We start from the raw sequence: 19,118 nt of genomic DNA on the forward strand, positions 1-19,118 counted from the left end.
AGCTTCCCTCGCTTGATTCTCTTCGTCTGTGAACGCTATCTCATTCTTCACACAGCTACCGCCAACCATTTGATCAGATGAAGTGTGACTCAACACAACTCACGAAGCTGCGTTCGGGAAGTACCGACTGTCGCCCTAATCGCAGATTTTTCCGGCAGTTGTCCTTTCGGATCGTGTGCCGTCATTTTGCTCCCAACTGTATGACGTATTCTGTAAGTCCGAGCCGTCGTCAAAAGTGAGCAACGTTTCCCCCTCGTCTCTCAGCCCGATTTTTAGGATATAAACGTCTGTGTCAATATCCGAAACGTCGATTTCGAGCAGCAAATTGTCTCCGTCTTCCACCCAATCGTTTCCGTCAAACTCTTTAATAGCCCCAACTTGAGGGTTCCCTGATACAGTATCTCAGAGCGTTCCAATTACGCCGGGAGTTGTATCAAAAGCCTGGTCAAGACGCCCTCAAACACGCTGTTCGAGCAACGCTCTGAAATCAACAATGTGCTACGCAAGAGCGGATACTGAAAGTCATGGCCTGTAATCTCTCAGGCCATCAGTACCCTTATTCTCGACAGATTTCACATCATCCCAACTCGCTATGATGTCATCAAGATTATGCACCCATCTCTTTACAAACCACATTGCAATCAAAAAAAGCGTAGGAGAACGCTTATTCTACCACATCAGAAATGGTATACCGAAACTTTCCAGATTCAGAAACCTCGATCTGATCCACATACTTGAATTCAACTGTTGTATCACATCCTAATAATGATTGTGTCTCAGTGGTAACGTTATTGATTGTCTCCTGTGGCGGCTTCCCGTCGGCAAGCACGATACGATACATCACACAATCTCTCTCTGTCTGCCGAATTTGATACTTCTTCACCCACGGTTCGTGATACAACTGCTTCCGGAGATAGCCCGGATATACCAACTCACCATCTGTCGACACAAAATGATCAGTGACTCGCCCAGTAACAGATTCGATTGTCGGAAACGGGAGCTCACAGGGACACTCTGTCTCTGATTTGACCGCCATGTCCCCGATCTCGTACCGAATCAACGGCATCGTATAGTTCGTCAGTGGAGTGATCACGAGTTTCCCTTCCTCGCCAGGCTCAACCGGTTGTCCGTCGTCGTCGACGATCTCCACGTAGTGAGTATGACTAAACACATGTAGTCCCTCTTGTTCCGGACACTCGCAGGCTACCGTCCCGACCTCACGAGAGCCATACTTGTCCAAAACGGTTGTTTCGAACACGTCCTCGATTACCTCCCGCATCGGTTCTGTGAGCGTTCCAGCTGTCGAGAGAATCCCGTTCGGCGAGTAGACGTCGAGATCTGCTTCGCGGATGAACTTCGAGAGTTCGTAGATTGATTCGGTGTACGCCTCAATACTGGCTGGTTCGATCTCGTTGATCGACGCGACGTGCTCGCGCATATCCGACTTCCCCATCCGGTAGCTGTTCAACATGTGCCGATTCAAGATGATATCGATGAGCCGTGATTTGAGATTTTTGCTCTCGCCAAGAATCTCACTTTCGTCTCCCCACAATTTGACCAACGGCTCTCCGAGTACACGGCCGGCAAGCTCGTGATAGTAGAATCTATTCGTGTTGTCCCAATATAAGTATTCATCGTCCTGAAAAAACTCGACAGGTTCACCAGTAGTCCCACCAGAGGTATTCGAGAACACTCCCGAACCAGGCTCAGTCGATCGTAGTCGATCGTTTTTGTTTCGAAGTTCTTCTTTCGTCAATAGCGGTAGGTCTGTGAATCGGTTAAGATCTGCTTTCCCATCAGTAATAACACCAGACCCTTCCAAAACCTCGTGATAATATGGAACAGTTTGAAAGGCGTGCTGGAGAAGCTCAGTTAGTCGGTCCTGTTGATACTCTTGGAGCTGTTCTGTAGAACTCTTATTTAGCTGTTTTAACCTTTTCCAATTCCCAAGTACATTCGGGCGAGTAAAACGAAATGCAGCAAGAGAGAGTGGCCTTCGCCAGTTCATAGAATTCATCTTTTATTAGACAATTTAGAACTATCGGTTACCTTTTCATTCCTTTTCAGCTAATTTATTGTAGGTTACATCGAAGTTCGAGACCATATTTCCTAGTGAGAACTCTGTCTGTGCAACATTCGAGGCTTCTCTACCGAGTTCTCGAGCGATTTTTCGATCACTGAGCAGTGACTGAATCGTAGTAGCAAGTGACTTAATATCTGAAACTGGGAAGTGCACGCCACTTTTTCCGTCGGTGATAAGTTCTGAATTGCCGTCTACGGGCGTCGTCACGATCGGTAACCCAGCAGTCATCGCCTCAAGCAACGCCCCGGGAAGCCCTTCGAAGTGGGACGGAAACGCAAAGACGTCCATCAGGTCGAGCAGGTCGGGAATGTCGTCTCGAGTCCCCGGTAGATGCACCGTTTCGGCCACGCCATGTTCCCGAGCACATGTCTTGAGTCCCTCTCGTTCGGGGCCATCTCCGACGATCAACATATGTGCATCTGGATGCTCCTCAAGCACCGAAGGCCAGGCCTTGAGGAGATCGTAGTGGCCTTTCCGTTCGATCAATCTACCAACAGTCCCAACCACAGGAACATCAGATGGAAGTCCTAGCGATTCGCGCAGTTCCGGCGTCGCCTCTCCGTTCCGATACGCCTCGAGGTCTCTTCCATTGTGAACAACGGAAACGTTGTCAGGATCTGCTCCGTGGTTGAGAATGAAGTCGACGCCGGCCTCGGAGTTCGAAATGATATGGTCCGCAAATCGAGACGTTATGTGACGGACGAGCGTTCGACCTGGGCTTGGGTCATTCGGAACCGCTCGGACACCAGTGATAACTGTCGTCTCCGAGCTGAGCCGTCCAGCAATCGTAGCAAGCGTGTTATCATAAAAAAGAAATGACTGGAGGATATCAGGCTGTTCTTGACGGAGTGCACGGATGAACCGAAGCGGGGCATAAATATCGACTTTGCTTGTCGCCTCAAGCGAGCGAACACAGACGTGATCCTCGATGTCCGTTGCGAGGGGTGTCGATTCAGCGATTGTCCAGATTGTTACATTGTATTGTTCGGTGCTGAGATTGTTAGCTAAGTCAATGAGTGTTCGCTCAGCTCCACCAACCCCTAACGTTCCAATCAGATACCATATTTCCGTCCGAGAGGAGTTCATTTAGACAGACTTATTTTTTGATTGGTTCCAGATTAAAATACCGAAAATATATTTATTGTGTATCAAATTAACGCGCTCTTCAATAGCGAACAGTTAATTAGCGCCCGAAAGAACGATTAATAAGAGTACTCATGCGTCGTACTGCTTTGCAGATCTTTGTCGTCGCTGCAGTAGTCCGTTTCATGGGAGTCGGAGTAACTGTTCTAACCGGACTCAATCCGGACCATGGAACAGACACTGTCAGCTTTGCTAACACAGCTCAGTCTTATGCGACTGGTGAACTATCAATACTCTTCTTTTTTGAGAATATCGGGTCCACAATACCGACATGGAGTTTCTTTTTATCACCGTTCTGGTTGCTCCCTGGTCCGAGCGAACTCTATGCTCAGTTTGTAATCGCCCTCATCGGTGCATTTGCCGTGTATAACATCTATATTATCGTTAATTATTACATCACAAGACAAGCCGCACTTTTTGCTACAGTTCCACTGATATTCTTGCCCAGTTCCGTTGCACTCCATTCGGTTATCCTCCGCGATGCGGTGATCTTATCTGGATTAATTTACGCGATCCGAATCATGACAGTACCCAACCAACTCAATAATGCTAACCGATATTTGCTAGCAGGCGGCGTTACTGCGTTCATTTCTCTACTCAGACTAGAGCATCTCCCCATCTACGCAACGATGTTATTGGCAGGCTACATTATTTGGCGACTCCCGCGTCGCTACCACATTCCGGCGTTAGGCACTACGGCTCTCAGTGGAATCATTGCCTATCCCATCGTTGAGCGTATCTTTCACTGGATTGGTATTCTTCGTGGTCGCTCGCTTATCGACTTCCTTATTTTTATGCGTAATGCCCGAATTGGTGAGGGAGGGAGAACGCAGTATCTATCTAGTATGCCTGTTGAGAGTTTTTTTGATGTTTTATTATATGCTCCACTTGGAGCGTTCTACTTTTTATTCGTTCCATTCCCATGGATGATTGAAACGGTAGTCGACTACGTCACCGTCGTTGAGTCGCTGGTGATGTTATTTTTCGCCGTTTTTGCTATCCGGGGTATCACTGAACTGGGTAAGCGTCATCTTCCACTCACCGTAGCACTTGTTGTCGGGTTCCTTCTATTCGCCTTCTTTTATGGAGTCATTTCGACGAACGTGGGAACAAGTGTTCGTCAGCGTCAAATTATCACGTGGGTGATTTTCGTATTTGGGGGTACCGGAATTGTCCAACCTCTCAATCTCAAAATTCGATGGAGACAAAAGCAATCATCTGAAGTCGAAAGGATCTCTTCTAGCTAATTCATAGGGATCAGCAGAGATACCCATAGATTTGCGGTGAGGTGAGCGTCGGGAGTGTTGCGGTGAGATACGTTTTCAGTTCAGAGAGTTCTCTATAGAGTTGGTTGGCGCGTCCATCGTTGAGTTGCCGCCAGCACTGTTCAAGTGGGTTCATTTCTGGGGCGTATGGCGGCAGATATTCAAGAAGCAGGCCGGCTTTCGCGGCCTGCTTCTTGAGGTGCTTCGCTATGAAATACGGCGCGTTGTCTAATCCTACTTCCGCGGTTTAGCAGATCGGCGTTCTGGGCTTGTTTTCGCCTGTTACAGAGAGAAGGTCTCTCCGTGGCGTCAGTGGCGTTTCAACAAAGGTAGGTTCCCACACTGGCTTTACGATGAAGTGAGTCCACTCGGTAACATCTCCCTGGTTTGTCGATGGAAACCGGGAGACTGCACCGCTCTCTAAAGAAACCGTGCTACTCGTTCAGGCTGAACCGCGGAAGTAGGACTAAGACGATCACGAGCTTCTCGCCGAACTCCTCTTGGAGTGCTCGCAGAAAGTGAACGGCGACCTTCCCAGTGAACGACCCTTCGACGAATGAGACGAAGCGGTCACCATCGTCGGTGACCGCGCCCAACAGATTGATTGAGCCTTGACCGCCCGAGACCGGCAGTCTCGGGCGAGAGTTCACCGGAAACCAACTGCGTTTTTGTTCGGTCGTATGTGTTTAGCCCGAGCTGATTTCGGTATCGTCTCGTAGGAAGCGTTCAACGGATGCGATATGAACAGACAGCAGAGGTTGGATGCGCCCCTCAGAGATGGGCTCCGCAGCGGAGCCCATCCCATTATCTCTGCTGTCACTACTGGTTGGTGGGGTCTGTGAACACAGACGATTTTACCAAAGACGAGCTCCTTTCTCGGCTTCTCCAACTTGAGCAACGAGTTGAGGAGCTTGAACAGGAAGTTGATCAAAAAGACGAGCGGATAGACGAGCTCGAAATCCGCCTTCGCAAATACGAAAATCCGCATACACCGCCCAGTAAGCGACGGTCGGGGACGAATGAGTCCCCGACCTCGGAGGACGATGAAGACGATGATGTTCAAACCGACGGCGGCACTCCCGGGAGAAAGGACGGTCACGACCCGGAGTGGCGTTCAACGCCTGTGCCTGACCACGAGGTCGAGGTCACCTGTGAGTGCTGTCCTGACTGTGGCGAACACTTCGACGAGTCGGTGGGCATCAGCCCCCGACTCGTTGAGGAGATTCCTGATCCGCAACCCCCAGAAGTCACCCGGTACAACCGCCACTACTATTTGTGTGGCTCTTGCGGAACAGACACAGTTGCTACACACCCCGACTGCCCCGATGAGGGGCAGTTCGGGGTGAACGTCATCTCCCAAGCAGCACTGTCTCGGTACGAGCACCGCTTCCCTTACCGGAAAATCGCTGATCGCTTCGAGCAACTGCACGGATTAGAACTCTCGGGCGCGTCCGCGTGGCACGCGACCGAGCGCGCTGCGCGCGCCGGTCGCTGTGAATACGAACAGGTTCGGAGACAGATTCAGCAAGCAGCGATCGTTCACGTTGACGAAACCGGGATCAAACGAGAGGGTGAGCAAGCGTGGATCTGGACGTTTCGGACGAGCGAGTACACGCTCTACGCCGTAAGAGAGAGTCGTGGAAGTGATGTTCCCGCAGAAGTCCTCGGCGAGGACTTCGCGGGAACGGTCATCTGCGATGGGTGGACGGCGTATCCAGCGTTCAGCAATAATCTTCAGCGGTGCTGGGCACATATTCTCCGAGAAGCCGAAGACGTTGCTAGTGACCACGAGGAGGCGGAGCCGGTTCATCGGTACCTCAAGCAGATGTTCGTCGGTCTCCAGTCGTGGCTGGAGACCGACCCAAGTCCTCGTGAGAGAGCACAGATGCACCGATCGTGCCAGAACGGGCTTATATCGCTCGTTGAGCGGTCAGTAACCGCCGAACCAGTGGCAACACTACTCGGCAAGATCGAAGGAGGGATCGACCACTGGCTCACCTTCGTCGGTGAGCCAGCGGTCTCCCCGACGAACAACGCAGCTGAGAACGCACTTCGTGAACCAGTCGTTCTCCGGAAAATCATCGGAACACTCCGTAATGACCGAGGAATGTTCGTTCATGAGACAGTCTTGTCCCTGCTGGCGACGTGGCGCCAGCAGGGACGCAATCCCTACGAGGAACTTCGTCGAGTTGTCAGCAGCAATAAGATGATCTCACGAGCTCACGCTGTACCGGCTGTTGAGACTTCGGGGTAAACACATACGTTCGGTCTTAACCACCTGCGTGTTCTGATCAATGACGACGATTCGATAGCCTGCTGCCTTCAGCGTCGGCCACTTTTTTTGAACTCTTCACGCCATCGTCTTTGTTCGGCAGGATCTGCTTTGTAGTGACGCGGGCAGGCTGTCTGGTAAGACAGACCCGCCCGCTTCATTACACGATACATGTGCGCGAGCGAGTACTCAACTTCGAACGTCTCAGCGATGTACTCACGGACGAGAGCTGGTGTCCACGTTGGGAGATCGTAGCCTGCTTCCGACGGCGACGCCGTCAGCGTCGCCGTCAGTTTTGTCCACTGTGAGTCAGTAAGGCGGGTAGATTGTCCGGGGCGACAGTGTCGAGCCAATCGTATACTGTTTGTTCAGGAAATCCGAGGATTTCTTCAATCTCTGCCGGTGACTTTCCTTGTCCATACAGCAGAGCACTCGTGAGGCGTTTGACCGCCTTCGCATCCGTCTCCGTGCGCAGTTGCTGGCGCAACTGCTCCTCATCAACACCATCCAACTTGCTGCCCCACATCGTCATAAGACCTCCTACGCGTCCAAGAGATATGAAGTAGCCTGCTGATCCCTATCATTATCTACTTGATTGGAGATCCAGATATAATGCATTCACATCATCAACCATTTGTTCGACAGAAAATCGACCGATTCGATCATGGCTGGCGTTTCTAAACTCATTTCGAATCTCAGGAGAGTCAATCAGTTGATCAAGCCTCATAGCGAGAGCATCCGAATCACCCGGATGAATTAAAAACCCGTTCGTCTCGTGATTGACCTGTTCAGGAATCCCTGCAATGTTTGTGGCCACGATCGGGAGTCCACTCGCCATCGCCTCATAAATAACCAGCGGGGTTCCTTCACGATAGGATGGTAACACAAAAATATCAGATGCAGCCATAAGATTCGGAACACCATCACGGAATCCAAGTAAAAAAACGTCTTCAGTGAGTCCTCGACTGTGTATTTCGGATTCGAGTTCGTTGCGCAGTGGGCCATCACCCGCGATCAGAACTGAGATATCGCAGGTGTCCATCGACTCCATTGCATCTAACAACACAGTAAATCCCTTTCCCTTTGCTAAACGACTAACCATCAAGATACGGAGGCCAGATCCAGGAAGATTCTCTGCTGGAGTTGCGTTTTGAAATTGGTCGACATCAATCCCACAATAGATTGTTTGATATTGGTCTGGCATACCGATTCCTCGTGAGAGATAGTCTTCTGTGATTATATCTGCGATTGAGATTATTAGATCGGTCCAAGATGCAGCTGCAACCTCACATTTTTCGACGAACCAGTTGAGCAGGCTATTTCGATCTTCGGTAAACGGGACGCCATGGATTGTATGAACAATATGTGGAACATCAGCTAAGTGCGCACTAGCACGTCCGATAATTCCTGCCTCAGTGCTATGTGTATGGACGATTTCAAAGTCGTTCTTTTTGAGATACCGAGAAACACTGCCCACTGCACCGAGTGCAGTGACTGGATTGTAGTGCCGCATTAATGGAAACTGAACAGTCTCGATTCCAGCCTCGTGTAAGCGGTCGACACTACGCTGATCGAACTCCGCTCCGTAACCCACTGTAACATCGTATCCGTCAAGATTTGTAACGAGTTGTGTGAGCGTTGTAACTGCACCACCGCTAGTAAGTCTTGTTATGAAATGAAAAACTCGAGGAGTAGTTGACATAGTATGATTACATCATTCTCACTCTGCAATGGTTATAGGATTTCTGTTAAATGTTTGTACTAGAAACGCAACAAAAGGGAGAGGTTCAAATGGCATCTGTTGGACATTTTATTATAGAATTTTTGTCACGACCTCTTCTAATCCGTCTACGAGTGACACAGTAGGTTGAAATCCTAATTCTTCTGCACTATGAGAAATGTCGGCTCGACTTTGATCGATATCTCCAGGCCTTTCTTCGACATGGACTATTTCCGATTCTTGTCCAGATACGTCTCGTATGATCTCTGCCAATTCAAGAATGGATACACTATCACCAGTCCCAACATTGAAAACACCAGTTATGTCGGCACTCGCAGCCAAGAGATTCGCCTGTACGAGATCCTGAACGTGAACGAAATCCCTCGTTTGTGAGCCATCACCCTCAACAGTAATCGGCTCATTGTCGGCCGCCTGCTCTGTAAAGACGCTAATCACCGCGCTGTAGTCACCAGACATTTGTCCTGGCCCGTAAGCATTAAAATACCGGAGAGAAACAGCAGACAGCTCATATAATTCAGCATACAGCTGAACGTACTGCTCGGCAGCAAGTTTCGAAAGTCCATACGGTGACGTCGGGTTAGTTGGTGTATCCTCGGTAATCGGAACACTCTCCGGATGACCATAGACAGCCGCACTCGAAGCGAAAATGAAGCGTGCCGTTTCCTTACGCGCACGCTCTAATAATTCTATAGTCGCAGTAACGTTGACCTCGTGGGTCAATTCGGGCTTCTCAACTGATTCCTCAACGCTAATCTGTGCTGCCTGATGAAAAATAATATCGACACCTGCAGTTGCATGCTCAACGTCATCGTCATTTCGGATATCACCCTCAATCAGCGTCGCCCCCTTTGGTACGTTCGAGCGTGAGCCACTCGAAAGATTATCGAGCACACGAACTTCATTCTCTGATGTAAGCGCTGCCGCGATGTTGCTCCCGATGAACCCAGCTCCACCGGTGACGAGAATTCGTTTGTCTGATATCGACTGGATATTATCCTGGAAACTCATTCGCCAAAATTGATACGGTAATGGTCGATAAGACTTCCCAATAACATCGTGGAGAAACTCAGTGTCTCACAAAGCGTCATCAGGTGACTCAATTGAATCCTCAATTCGGTCCTAAGAGACACTCAGAAGCAGTTGAGCTACGCTAAGATCGCTGCAGGCTTGCTCAGCTAATAGTTGAATATTTATGAGAGAATAAAATTAAAACATGATCAAAACTGCGTAAATAAAAATGTTCTATTGTTCCTCACACGCGACCGTCTGCAGTTCAGCAAGCAACTCCGGATGGTGCTCCTTCAATAGCGCTACATCGTCAGATAGCTCTTCGGTAATTTTTCGACGTACACGTGAAACGGCCTGATAGTATCTGTCCGACCGTTCGCCTGACTCGATAAGTTCTCGTTCAGTATCTGTGAGTATCGCTCGACGTCGAGACATTCTGAATAGTACTGTTGTGCGTGGTTTGAAAACTTGCGTAGTTCCCACATATGGCAACATTAATAAATTAGACTCCCATATGTGGGAATACAGCGCGAGATGTTTCTGAGAAATCCGAGACCGGTGGTAGGACACCGACCTCGCGCTCCCAGAGAGGAAGCATGCACATTGAAGACAGAACCGGAATTGAACCTTCCGGCACGATTGCACAGAACAACGTATTCATTCGTATTCGGACAGACCTGCTCGTCGTTGGCGACTCGATCATCACAGATCGCCATCACGCGAGCAACGGAAATTACGAAGACGACGACCCACAGAACCAGATCGGTGGGATCATTCCCTCGTTTAGCCTCTCAGGCTGGTTGCGCCACGGAATGGAGAGCATTCTCCAAGAACACGACACCACTGCGTGTCATCCTGGCGAAGCCAATGCGAACTTCAAACGCGACGGCATCTACGGCCGTGATCTCGACGCGGGCTACCACAAGAAAGGTACCTGCCTCGACAGCACCGAAGCGGGGTGTCTCATCTTCGATCTCTTTGGTGGATTCGAGGACAGACCGGGGAAATTCATGCGTCGACCGATCCAGTTCTCACCAGTTCGATCAAGCGTCGACTACACACGCGGGCAGGCAGAGGGACACCACCGCCGAGTCAACCGAAACGTCGTCTCCCGAAACACTGAGGACAATCGCCAACCGCTCCGAAACACCGAACTCGACGCCGTCGCGAATCTTGATGGCTCGTGGCAGCTCACCTTCCGTGAACTAAAACCCGGATTCATCGGTCTCCTCGCTGAAGCCATCGAATACCTCAACGACCACCAGACCGATTTTAGCCACCAACTCGGCGGCGCGCGGAACTTCGGGGCAGGAATCGTCGACTGTGAGCTGATCAACCCACTGTACAACGAACAAGAACTAAAGCGTGTGTTCAACCGCCATCAGTCGGCCACGTCGGCGATGGCTGACAAAGACGACCGCTGGGCCCAACAGTTTCGGCCGGCCATCCAGTCAGCACTCCAGACGCGCCTGGCGGAGTCATAGATGTCTAGCCAGACCACATCAAGCGATCCCACAGTAGATGACAGCCAGTCCATGCTCGTCGCCTATCGCCACGACGCCCACAAGCTGCTCGGCGAATCACACAAGGCCGCTTCCAAGACCATCGCCGATGTCCGGATTAACGAACAAGTGCCGCTACATGCCGATCGCGATGCCGCAGCACTGAGCCGGCCCAGCCGGAAGCCGAAGTTCACGGTCGACGGCTATCGCCAACCGTACCGACTGTCACTCTTGGATCCACAGAGTCGGAGTGAAGCCACAAAGCAGGCCCGACAACGCAGTGGAAAAGCTATCGAACAGCTCCTGATACACAACGATCCAACGAAGATACACCGGGCGTGGCTTACTTCGGCGGTTGGAAGTCAGTACAATGAGGCGGTTCACTACCCCTATACAAGCCTCAAATACCATACCCTGCTTGTCGCAGCACTACTCGATAACTATCGGGCTGGCCACGAGTTCGGTGATCTAAAGCTCGTCGTCGACGCTGCTCACGAAATCATCCCACACCGAACGGTCTACGCAGGGAATCGGTTTTGTCTTCGTCTCGACGGCGATGTCAACATCGAAACCTCAGAGAGGCCCACAGCCCGGCTTGGTTCGAGACCGTGGCGGTCGTGGGCAACTGTCTGGTCACGTTTGAGCGAGCATCCACTCGAGACCGACAGACTCAGACGCGATATGGTACTCGATGCAAATCTGCGGCGCATCGGAGCCTGGAGTACAGCACTCCAGTATCTCGAAGCCTTCGAGAACACAATCATTGAGGAAGGTAGTGAGCGATGACGACGATACAGCAGATTTACTGGGAACTGCAGATGGACTACGTTGGTCATCCCTACTATGTGTCTGGAAATGCGATCATGCACGCACTTGGAGGACACCTCGCTGGCGAGCAACTCAATCACCTCCAAGCGAGTCATGGTATCTTCGTTCCGGGCCAGTTCGGTACGTATCCCGACGATCACTCACAGAGTGGAGCACGGCCGTCGATGGGAAGTACACTCCATCCTATCGAAGCGTATGAGGATCTGTTCTTGTTCCGAGAGCCATCACAGCCCTGGCTGCTTGATTCACGGCCAAGAGATGCACTCAACACCCACGCAATCCGAACCCAGAGTGGACACCTCGGGTTCAGTCACCAAACAATACTGGGACGCCAAGTTGATGCCCATCGCCAGTACGAGACGACAACGTGGTATCTCTCGGCGTACGTCCACACTGATCGTCCGGACAGTCTCCCACTGCCAGAAGAGGCCCTTGACGGACTCCAGTTCGGCGGCAAACGAAACTACGGCTATGGCCAGACTCGTTTCAAAGAAACCCAGTGTGTCGACCTCGAGAGCCTTGCGTACAGTACCCTCGAACAAACAGACACACACCTACTCGTGCTCACGACACCGCTCGTTCTCGAATCGACGTCGCCGAGCGCAGACAACTGGACCGTCCCCTCGTGGTGGGCCCAAGACCGAAGCAGTCTCCGCGAACGCGAAGCACAGATCCGCCTCGATGGACACACCTACCGGCTCCAGACGGTCGACCATGGCCAGGTTGTCGAGTATACTGGCGACAACCCCGTCGAAACGGCGAAAAACGGCATTCGTCGGATTGGGAGTCACTCTAAATATGGCTTCGGGGAGTTTCAGGTCATCCCCACGGAGTCTGACGGGGAGATACCCGACAGATGAGGACAGGGCGACTCACGAATCCAAAACGCCACGATAGCAACTGCCGATCCAGTCATGAAGTGATCGAATTTCCGTTATAATCGTGTAGAGTCCTTGGTTTGTGATCGCCAGCGGTACCTCATCACATTTTTCGAGATCCCACTTTCGTCGACAAAAGTAAGAGCCCTACTCAGAAAATTCACCCATCAACTCAACCTCACTGGCAACGGTTCGTGAATACCCCTCTTGTCGAATCGTCTGTTGGCCAGCATCGAACTGCGGCTGTGCCAAAGATAGAGAGTCAGGACCCATTTCAGCTGCTTGACGATGGACCTGCGCCGACGATGAAAAAGAAATCGCAGCTTCCCAGGAATCCTCGACAATATCTTCTGCATCCCCGACAACCGAATCAATCTCCTCGAGCTCTCGAAGAATCGTTCCGACGTCATAGAACGAGTCGACTGCCGAATCAAACCCGCGTTAGGCATCACGGAAATATCGCTCGGCGTCGGAATACGAATCATCCCGAAAGAGTGCTTCACCACGCTCGAAATCCTCCATCACATTATCAAACGCGGTTTCGCCGTCACCATACGCATCAAGCGTCCCCTCGTAGAGTTCCTGTCGCTCCTCGCTGTCATCTTCGAGAATCCCCAAACAGCCAGCCGTCCCAGCAAGGAGTGTATATCCAGCAGCAAGGAATGTCTGTCGTGGGGACATACTCAATGGGCCATTACAACTGAATATCGAGCTTCTGACCGTGACAGCCTGCAGTCCATAATGCGTCGACCAATACGATCGACTACGAGTGTGACCATCTTCGTCGTCTCGACACCAGAAGTCTCCCAATAAATAGCTGAATCCAGCGCACAAAGTGTAATATATTTTGGAATATCCTTATTAGACACAGGCAGTTACATCTAGACACATGAGCACTACAGAAGCAAAAGTTCGACTTGAAGACCACGACCCGGAGATCGGCCTCAAGCCTCATACTACGAAATCAGCGCTTGTTGAGTTTCTCTACGCTAATGATGAGTATGGGTACCAACCAAAAGCGGTTCATGAAGAACTCGATGTTCCGTACAACACAGTAAAAACCACGCTTCGGCGGCTTAAGGATCAGAACTACATCGCACAGACTATCGATGGGTATTATCATGCACGCCCTGATCGGGAAGATCTGTATCGGTACGTCGGGGCGGTTGGTGGACTGGATCGGATGTTCGAGGAGCACAACGAGACGGCAAGAGATGGTGCTACGACAGAAAGCAGCGATTCCCAATCCGATAGTGGGTCTTCGCTAACCGACAACGAAATCGAAGACGCAATCGACGTATTCGATGATGAGGAGTAAGTGTGACAAGATACGATTCTGGGACCATTCTGTGGGTGTACAAGGACCCTCATAATACTGCAAAGAAGCGCCCAGTAATTGTAATCAGACACAAAGAGAGGCCGTACGGCTCAGTCGAATGTGCGGTAATGTGTCTCGGCCACGGGTCGCAAAGTGAAAATCACCGGACTCCAGAACTCATCGCAGGTGAGCATTACACAGGGATCTCATTCCCACAGAAAACGTATTTGTTGCCATGGTCGATACATACGATTCCTCCGACAACATTGGACAATATGAGTGGCGTCGGTGAACTCACAATACAGGGCCGAAAACTCGTAGCTCGTGAGTTCGCAAAGATGTTACAATAATGAAAAGTGCATGACTGGTCTCTTGAAACCAACACAACTGCAGATTTTGCGTGGCTCACAAATAGAGTAGTACAGACGAAACAAGCGGGCAAAACCGGCAATCAAAACGCTCACTCAGCCGAACGGTCCTGCCCAACCACCATCCCAATAACGTCCTTCCAGACATTCCATAGTTGGCGAACAACAATCATCACATCGAACGAAAACGACTGCTTACGGATATACTGAATATCATACCGGAGCTTTGTCTCTGGATCAGTACTCTTTGCGTCGTTGATCTGTGCAAGGCCAGTCAACCCCGGTTTGACAAACCAGCGTTTACGCCACGAGTCAGTTTCGCGTTCGATGAGTTGCTCTTCTTCAGTCCAGGCGGCCCGAGGACCGACAACACTCATATCGCCGACGAGAATCGACCACAGCTGTGGGATCTCATCCATATGGGTGGTCCGAAGCACACGCCCAACGCGAGTGATTCGGTCGTTGTCCTCGTCTTCGCTTGGGGCTGCATCGGCTCCTTCCGGAATCATCGTTCGGAACTTATACACTGGAAACGTCTCGCCGAACCCGGCAGTCCGATCCTGACCATACAACACCGGGCCGTGACTATCCAGTTTGATTGCCACCGCGATGACCACCACAAGCGGACTCAGCACCAACAACCCGAAACTGGCAAACGCAATATCGAACAGTCGTTTGAACACGTAATCTTGGGGATCCCACGGCTCGACGTCGACGTCCGTCAGCGTGTCGACATCACTCGAGGCAGTCAACACATCATCTGCGTACGCACGATGGACTTTGGCTTTGACACCGTGTTCATGACAGATATCGAGCGTACCAAAGAATTCTCCCCGGTCGGCAGTCCGAAACGCCAAACAGACAGTATCAATGTCGTTCTCTACGATCACCCGCCCAAGTTTCGACAGTCCGCCAATGCGTGGCAGCCCGCCCAGAGCAGTTCCACCGTCTGGGACGGCAACAGATGCTCGCTCCGTCTTGTCGTCCGTACTCCTCGACCCATACACCGATGGCGGTGCCAAATAGCCAACCACAGGCAGATGGCTTTCGACAATAATCCGTTCGATCTGGGCTGGATCATCACCAACAATGACCGCACGATCTGTGTTATCCGTATCTGGAGTTCGAATTACAACGAACCAAAGTGGTAGTGCCAGCAATAACAAGCCAATTAGTACGCCAACAGTCGGTCGGGGGAGTCGAAAAGAGTAATTAAAGTAACCTAGCGCAGCGATGGCAAGCCCAGCGACAAGCACACGTTTTTGAGTAAGCACAACAAGATCAAGAATCCGCCATGGACGGGGTTTGAACAGCGGAACCAACGCGCCAACGACGATCACAACGCTTGTCCAAGCCGCTAATTGGAGTTCAGTACCAGACAATACAATCGGATCAAGCCGCCACAAAAGTGGTACATAACTCGTTGCAGATTGTTGAACAGCCGGATAATTCGCAACAAGCACGGCACCGAGTGTTAGCATGCTGGCCCCAACAGCACTCACAATCCGATACCACCACCCGCGTATCATTGTATTTTGAATATACATTCTCATACAAAAATATATTCTTTCGATTGATATTCTCCAGTATATACCAGGAGGCGTTATATCTGTCGACGAGGTATTTCGTCACTCCATCGAGAGTAATCACTCAACGGAATCGGGTTGGGAATGGTTGTCCTCAGACGATTCGTCGACCGCTTGATCAAGAGTATTCTCGGGTTGATTGGGAACTTCGAAAATCGCAAGTCCACTTGACAGCCACTCATACCACGATGTTTCTTGGAGTTCGTCCAGTGATTGACGACTCTGGGTCCCGCGGGCTGCAATCAGCAACACCACAAACAAACCAATCGTCGACACCCCCAGTTGGGTTCCACTCATCGTAATCAAAAGCGAAGCCATCAGTGTGACTACAAGCACCCCAATACTGATAATTCGAAGTGGACGTCCGATGAAGCGTTCTCGAAGCCGAAAGCCACCACGCAGGCTGCCAGAGGTTGGCATCACCGATATAAACTGCCGAATACCCTGTTCGATCCTTGCAAGCACTGGCCCCGCAGACAGCGTTTCTCGGAGGTCAATAACGATAACTTCAGCATCAGGGTCTGCGGTTAACCAGCGGTACAACCACGATGATTCGACAAACCGCTGCAGTCGTCTGAAAAGCCGGTGTACAGTAGAGCTGGTTGTAATTCCTTCTTCTGGTGAATTCGCTATTGGTTCAGAGCCCGAAAATGACTTGTCAGTAGTTTCGGGGTTCGAGGAGGAAGGCGATGTCGACACTGTAGTATCCTCCTCTGAGCGGTCGTCTCCACTGTCCTCAAAGTCAGTAGCAAACAGCGTTCTGAAAACGGTCATACTGTAGGATGATTCTGCCCACTGCGGACCCACTGATTGAATCCAAGACCATACCCGGAGTACAACAGAGCCTGATTTGAACGGCTGTAAACGATCCATAACTTTCCAATCTGTCTCGTGAGATTCTTACGAAATGTCGACGACTTCGCCTTCGACTATCGTTCCCTCGAGATCCAGTGTGATATCCTGATCAAATCGGAGTCGTTCACCACGGAACAACACCGTTTCATCTTCTTGTTCTTGGACGGCTAACGTGAGTGTCAGAGTCACATCTTGACCACCATCATCCCGGTCTTGCCGCTCGATATCTGAAACGGTCGCCGTTTCTGTTTCACCTAACACTTCGGTCATCCCCTCCTCAAGTCTATCAGCCTTTTGATCAGACAGATCAGTGGCTTCGACAATCACTGTCTGGCTCGAGGGTGTTCCGATTTCTTCGGAGGTGTTCACATCAGTGACTGTCCCTTCAACAGCATATTGGTTTGTCTCAATCTCCAGATCTTGATCGAACCGAAGGACTTCGCCGTCGAACTCAATCGGACTATCTTCAGATTCAACCTCCGGATCCGCTGCAGTACCGTTGATTGCAGCCCGAATCACAACATCACGATCACCGTCAGTTCGTGGGGCTGCAAAGACCTCGATAATCCTAAGATCATCACTACTGCCTTCGACGTCCCAGGTGTCACCTTCAGTGATTTGGTCGGCTTTATATTCAGGTTGACTTCCGAGATCGATTGTTGCATAGCGAGTCTCGCTAGTCTCTTCCGAAGGTACAACCAAAGCCAATCCAGCCGCAATAACGGCAACAACAAGCAAGACCACAAGTGCATCAATAACATTGATAACTCCAAAGAGTCGGCCTTCGTCGTCAATTACCGAAGAGAGTTTAGAGTCATCAGCCATAGATACTACAAAGAAGGTTGACAACGGGTTAAATCATTCACGATTTCGGAAAGCAGATACAACCCGCATTCATTTTCCACAAACAAGGAACCCACCTCTTACGGCGAGCGAGGATGTCACCAACTATTAGCATACCACCATTCAACGTTATGCTATGACTGAAACTACGGATGAGCCACCACTTGAGAGCGACCAGGCAGCCGAACTGATAGACACCATTGTTGGGACGCTTTCGGGTTCGATTGTAGCCACTGAGTCGTTTCTCCAAACCATTCTCACGGGGGCACTCGCAAAACAGCACGTTCTCATTGAAGATGTTCCGGGAACTGGTAAAACGCTGACCACGCGGCTGTTGGCCGACGTACTCGGTTTGGAATTTAATCGTATTCAGTTTACGCCCGATCTGTTGCCCTCTGATCTAACTGGCTCGACAGTTTTCAATGAAGGAGATAGTTCATTCGAGTTCAACGAGGGCCCCGTGTTCTCAAATATCGTCTTAGCCGATGAGATCAATCGTGCACCACCAAAAACACAGGCCGCGCTGCTTGAGGTCATGGAAGAAAAGCAGGTCAGTACAGGCGGTATAACCCGAGACCTCCCGGATCCGTTTTTTGTAGTTGCCACACAGAACCCTATCGAACAAGAAGGAACATTTGAGCTCCCAGAATCACTGCGTGACCGATTCATGATCAAAACATCGCTCGGCTATCCAGACCGACCAGCCGAACGTACACTTCTCGATCGTCGACTCGACCGCCAGACAGCAGCGCCGATGATCGAACAGGTCATCGAACCCGAAGAATTCTCAACACTCCAAGCAATGCCGGAGTATATTCATGTGGCTCCAGAGATTCGAGAGTATATCTTGGATATCGGGCGGGCGACGCGAACAGACGACCGTGTCGAAGTGGGTGTTTCACCACGTGGGATTCAACGACTCTTGGAAGCAACACGAGCCAGAGCTGTGATTCGGAACCGAGAGTTCGTCGTCCCGGATGATGTGAAATCGTTGGCGCCCTCTGTGTTTGCTCACAGAGTAGTGCTGGGTTCTGCGGCACTAATCGACGGGACAACCCCGCAAGCAATTATCAAAGATTTACTCGAAGACACTGAAGTCCCAGCGATGCAGACAGACTGAGCAACACTCAGGCTTCATATTGCGATCCACTGCGTGTCGATTGTCGATTTCGCTCACCGTAGGCGTACAGTAACGACAGATAGACACAGACAGTGACTGTCCACAGCATGACGGCAAGACTGGCGATAGCAAGCGAACTATGGAGGGCCATATCACTCCCTCTCTTTAGACTCGTATTGTTGAGCCTGTCTAAGAATTCTCACACTCTCAGTCATCGATATCGGTCGAAGACACCGCAGTATAATTTGCTCAACCGATCCAGTAGCGTTGACAAAAAGAGAGCCAAACTCAGCTATCTGGCGATCGTG

General features: G+C 50.8%; 17 protein-coding genes and 3 pseudogenes. 8 read left to right on the forward strand and 12 right to left on the reverse strand.

The features are described 5' to 3' along the window. Positions 1–389 precede the first annotated feature (389 nt). Positions 390–485: pseudogene (locus O2S87_RS14330) on the forward strand (IS1595 family transposase); the annotation flags it as partial. Between the two features lie 179 nt (positions 486–664). Here the strand turns inward: O2S87_RS14330 and O2S87_RS14335 are convergent. Both O2S87_RS14335 and O2S87_RS14340 read right to left on the reverse strand, forming a co-directional pair. Then, positions 665–1,552, reverse strand: coding sequence for a phenylacetate--CoA ligase family protein (locus tag O2S87_RS14335; protein WP_475409465.1), 888 nt, complete (start codon positions 1,550–1,552; stop codon positions 665–667). 501 nt (positions 1,553–2,053) lie between these two features. Further along, positions 2,054–3,169: a glycosyltransferase gene (locus O2S87_RS14340; protein WP_475409466.1), complete on the reverse strand. Its 1,116-nt coding sequence runs from the start codon at positions 3,167–3,169 to the stop codon at positions 2,054–2,056. Positions 3,170–3,300: 131 nt separating this feature from the next. Between O2S87_RS14340 and O2S87_RS14345 the strand changes: the two genes are divergently transcribed. After that, complete coding sequence (locus tag O2S87_RS14345; protein ID WP_475409467.1) at positions 3,301–4,473, forward strand: hypothetical protein; 1,173 nt, start codon at positions 3,301–3,303, stop codon at positions 4,471–4,473. A 10-nt stretch (positions 4,474–4,483) separates the two neighbouring features. Here the strand turns inward: O2S87_RS14345 and O2S87_RS14350 are convergent. Together O2S87_RS14350 and O2S87_RS14355 are read right to left on the reverse strand one after the other, a co-directional pair. Further along, positions 4,484–4,717, reverse strand: a pseudogene (locus O2S87_RS14350) (transposase); the annotation flags it as partial. Between the two features lie 208 nt (positions 4,718–4,925). Beyond that, a pseudogene (locus O2S87_RS14355) lies at positions 4,926–5,159 on the reverse strand (transposase); the annotation flags it as partial. A 170-nt stretch (positions 5,160–5,329) separates the two neighbouring features. Here O2S87_RS14355 and tnpC point away from each other — a divergent pair. Continuing rightward, on the forward strand, positions 5,330–6,745 hold the full coding sequence (gene tnpC, locus O2S87_RS14360) for an IS66 family transposase (RefSeq protein ID WP_475409468.1): 1,416 nt from the start codon (positions 5,330–5,332) through the stop codon (positions 6,743–6,745). 68 nt (positions 6,746–6,813) lie between these two features. On the opposite strand, the gene O2S87_RS14365 is transcribed toward tnpC, so the two are convergent. The 4 genes from O2S87_RS14365 to O2S87_RS14380 all read right to left on the reverse strand — a co-directional run bounded on the left by O2S87_RS14365 (position 6,814) and on the right by O2S87_RS14380 (position 9,512). Beyond that, positions 6,814–7,116, reverse strand: a complete 303-nt coding sequence (locus O2S87_RS14365; RefSeq protein WP_475409469.1) for a winged helix-turn-helix domain-containing protein — start codon at positions 7,114–7,116, stop codon at positions 6,814–6,816. Further along, positions 7,053–7,295, reverse strand: a complete 243-nt coding sequence (locus O2S87_RS14370) for a helix-turn-helix domain-containing protein (protein ID WP_475409470.1) — start codon at positions 7,293–7,295, stop codon at positions 7,053–7,055. The genes O2S87_RS14365 and O2S87_RS14370 overlap by 64 nt, the downstream gene beginning before the upstream one ends. 51 nt (positions 7,296–7,346) lie before the next feature. Continuing rightward, a complete protein-coding gene (locus tag O2S87_RS14375) occupies positions 7,347–8,465 on the reverse strand; it encodes a glycosyltransferase family 4 protein (protein ID WP_475409471.1) in 1,119 nt (372 codons plus the stop codon). A 111-nt stretch (positions 8,466–8,576) separates the two neighbouring features. Further along, on the reverse strand, positions 8,577–9,512 hold the full coding sequence (locus O2S87_RS14380) for an NAD-dependent epimerase/dehydratase family protein (RefSeq protein ID WP_475409472.1): 936 nt from the start codon (positions 9,510–9,512) through the stop codon (positions 8,577–8,579). A 596-nt stretch (positions 9,513–10,108) separates the two neighbouring features. On the opposite strand from O2S87_RS14380, the gene O2S87_RS14385 reads away from it, so the two are divergent. Genes O2S87_RS14385 through O2S87_RS14395 form a run of 3 tightly spaced genes read left to right on the forward strand, consistent with a single transcriptional unit; the run spans position 10,109 to position 12,702 of the window. Beyond that, on the forward strand, positions 10,109–10,996 hold the full coding sequence (locus O2S87_RS14385) for a hypothetical protein (RefSeq protein ID WP_475409473.1): 888 nt from the start codon (positions 10,109–10,111) through the stop codon (positions 10,994–10,996). Beyond that, positions 10,997–11,800 (forward strand): DUF8168 family protein, encoded by an 804-nt coding sequence (locus O2S87_RS14390; RefSeq protein WP_475409474.1) that lies wholly within the window; start codon positions 10,997–10,999, stop codon positions 11,798–11,800. After that, positions 11,797–12,702 carry a hypothetical protein gene (locus O2S87_RS14395; protein WP_475409475.1) on the forward strand — a complete coding sequence of 302 codons (906 nt, stop codon included), beginning with the start codon at positions 11,797–11,799 and terminating at the stop codon, positions 12,700–12,702. Before O2S87_RS14390 ends, O2S87_RS14395 begins: the two co-directional genes overlap by 4 nt. A 459-nt stretch (positions 12,703–13,161) precedes the next feature. Here O2S87_RS14395 and O2S87_RS14400 read toward each other — a convergent pair whose 3' ends face one another. Then, positions 13,162–13,401, reverse strand: a complete 240-nt coding sequence (locus O2S87_RS14400) for a hypothetical protein (protein WP_475409476.1) — start codon at positions 13,399–13,401, stop codon at positions 13,162–13,164. Positions 13,402–13,609: 208 nt separating this feature from the next. Between O2S87_RS14400 and O2S87_RS14405 the strand changes: the two genes are divergently transcribed. Beyond that, positions 13,610–14,038, forward strand: coding sequence for a MarR family transcriptional regulator (locus tag O2S87_RS14405; protein ID WP_475409477.1), 429 nt, complete (start codon positions 13,610–13,612; stop codon positions 14,036–14,038). Between the two features lie 460 nt (positions 14,039–14,498). Here the strand turns inward: O2S87_RS14405 and O2S87_RS14410 are convergent, their stop codons facing one another. The 3 genes from O2S87_RS14410 to O2S87_RS14420 form a co-directional block, all read right to left on the reverse strand. After that, complete coding sequence (locus O2S87_RS14410; RefSeq protein ID WP_475409478.1) at positions 14,499–15,935, reverse strand: sugar transferase; 1,437 nt, start codon at positions 15,933–15,935, stop codon at positions 14,499–14,501. A 117-nt stretch (positions 15,936–16,052) separates the two neighbouring features. Next, positions 16,053–16,412: a hypothetical protein gene (locus O2S87_RS14415; protein WP_475409479.1), complete on the reverse strand. Its 360-nt coding sequence runs from the start codon at positions 16,410–16,412 to the stop codon at positions 16,053–16,055. A gap of 480 nt (positions 16,413–16,892) precedes the next feature. After that, a complete protein-coding gene (locus tag O2S87_RS14420; RefSeq protein ID WP_475409480.1) occupies positions 16,893–17,696 on the reverse strand; it encodes a DUF4330 family protein in 804 nt (267 codons plus the stop codon). A 130-nt stretch (positions 17,697–17,826) separates the two neighbouring features. Between O2S87_RS14420 and O2S87_RS14425 the strand changes: the two genes are divergently transcribed. Next, positions 17,827–18,810, forward strand: a complete 984-nt coding sequence (locus O2S87_RS14425) for an AAA family ATPase (RefSeq protein ID WP_475409481.1) — start codon at positions 17,827–17,829, stop codon at positions 18,808–18,810. The last annotated feature ends 308 nt before the right edge of the window (positions 18,811–19,118 follow it).

This window comes from Halohasta sp. A2 (genome assembly GCF_056175805.1).

Excerpts from the sequence above, each read along its gene's own strand:
- O2S87_RS14345 (WP_475409467.1), top strand. The coding sequence starts at position 3,301 with ATGCGTCGTACTGCTTTGCAGATCTTTGTCGTCGCTGCAGTAGTCCGT.
- O2S87_RS14405 (WP_475409477.1), top strand. The coding sequence starts at position 13,610 with ATGAGCACTACAGAAGCAAAAGTTCGACTTGAAGACCACGACCCGGAG.
- O2S87_RS14375 (WP_475409471.1), bottom strand. The coding sequence starts at position 8,465 with ATGTCAACTACTCCTCGAGTTTTTCATTTCATAACAAGACTTACTAGC.
- O2S87_RS14370 (WP_475409470.1), bottom strand. The coding sequence starts at position 7,295 with ATGACGATGTGGGGCAGCAAGTTGGATGGTGTTGATGAGGAGCAGTTG.
- O2S87_RS14410 (WP_475409478.1), bottom strand. The coding sequence starts at position 15,935 with ATGATACGCGGGTGGTGGTATCGGATTGTGAGTGCTGTTGGGGCCAGC.
- O2S87_RS14425 (WP_475409481.1), top strand. The coding sequence starts at position 17,827 with ATGACTGAAACTACGGATGAGCCACCACTTGAGAGCGACCAGGCAGCC.
- O2S87_RS14385 (WP_475409473.1), top strand. The coding sequence starts at position 10,109 with ATGCACATTGAAGACAGAACCGGAATTGAACCTTCCGGCACGATTGCA.
- O2S87_RS14390 (WP_475409474.1), top strand. The coding sequence starts at position 10,997 with ATGTCTAGCCAGACCACATCAAGCGATCCCACAGTAGATGACAGCCAG.
- O2S87_RS14395 (WP_475409475.1), top strand. The coding sequence starts at position 11,797 with ATGACGACGATACAGCAGATTTACTGGGAACTGCAGATGGACTACGTT.
- O2S87_RS14400 (WP_475409476.1), bottom strand. The coding sequence starts at position 13,401 with ATGTCCCCACGACAGACATTCCTTGCTGCTGGATATACACTCCTTGCT.
- O2S87_RS14380 (WP_475409472.1), bottom strand. The coding sequence starts at position 9,512 with ATGAGTTTCCAGGATAATATCCAGTCGATATCAGACAAACGAATTCTC.
- O2S87_RS14340 (WP_475409466.1), bottom strand. The coding sequence starts at position 3,169 with ATGAACTCCTCTCGGACGGAAATATGGTATCTGATTGGAACGTTAGGG.
- O2S87_RS14415 (WP_475409479.1), bottom strand. The coding sequence starts at position 16,412 with ATGCCAACCTCTGGCAGCCTGCGTGGTGGCTTTCGGCTTCGAGAACGC.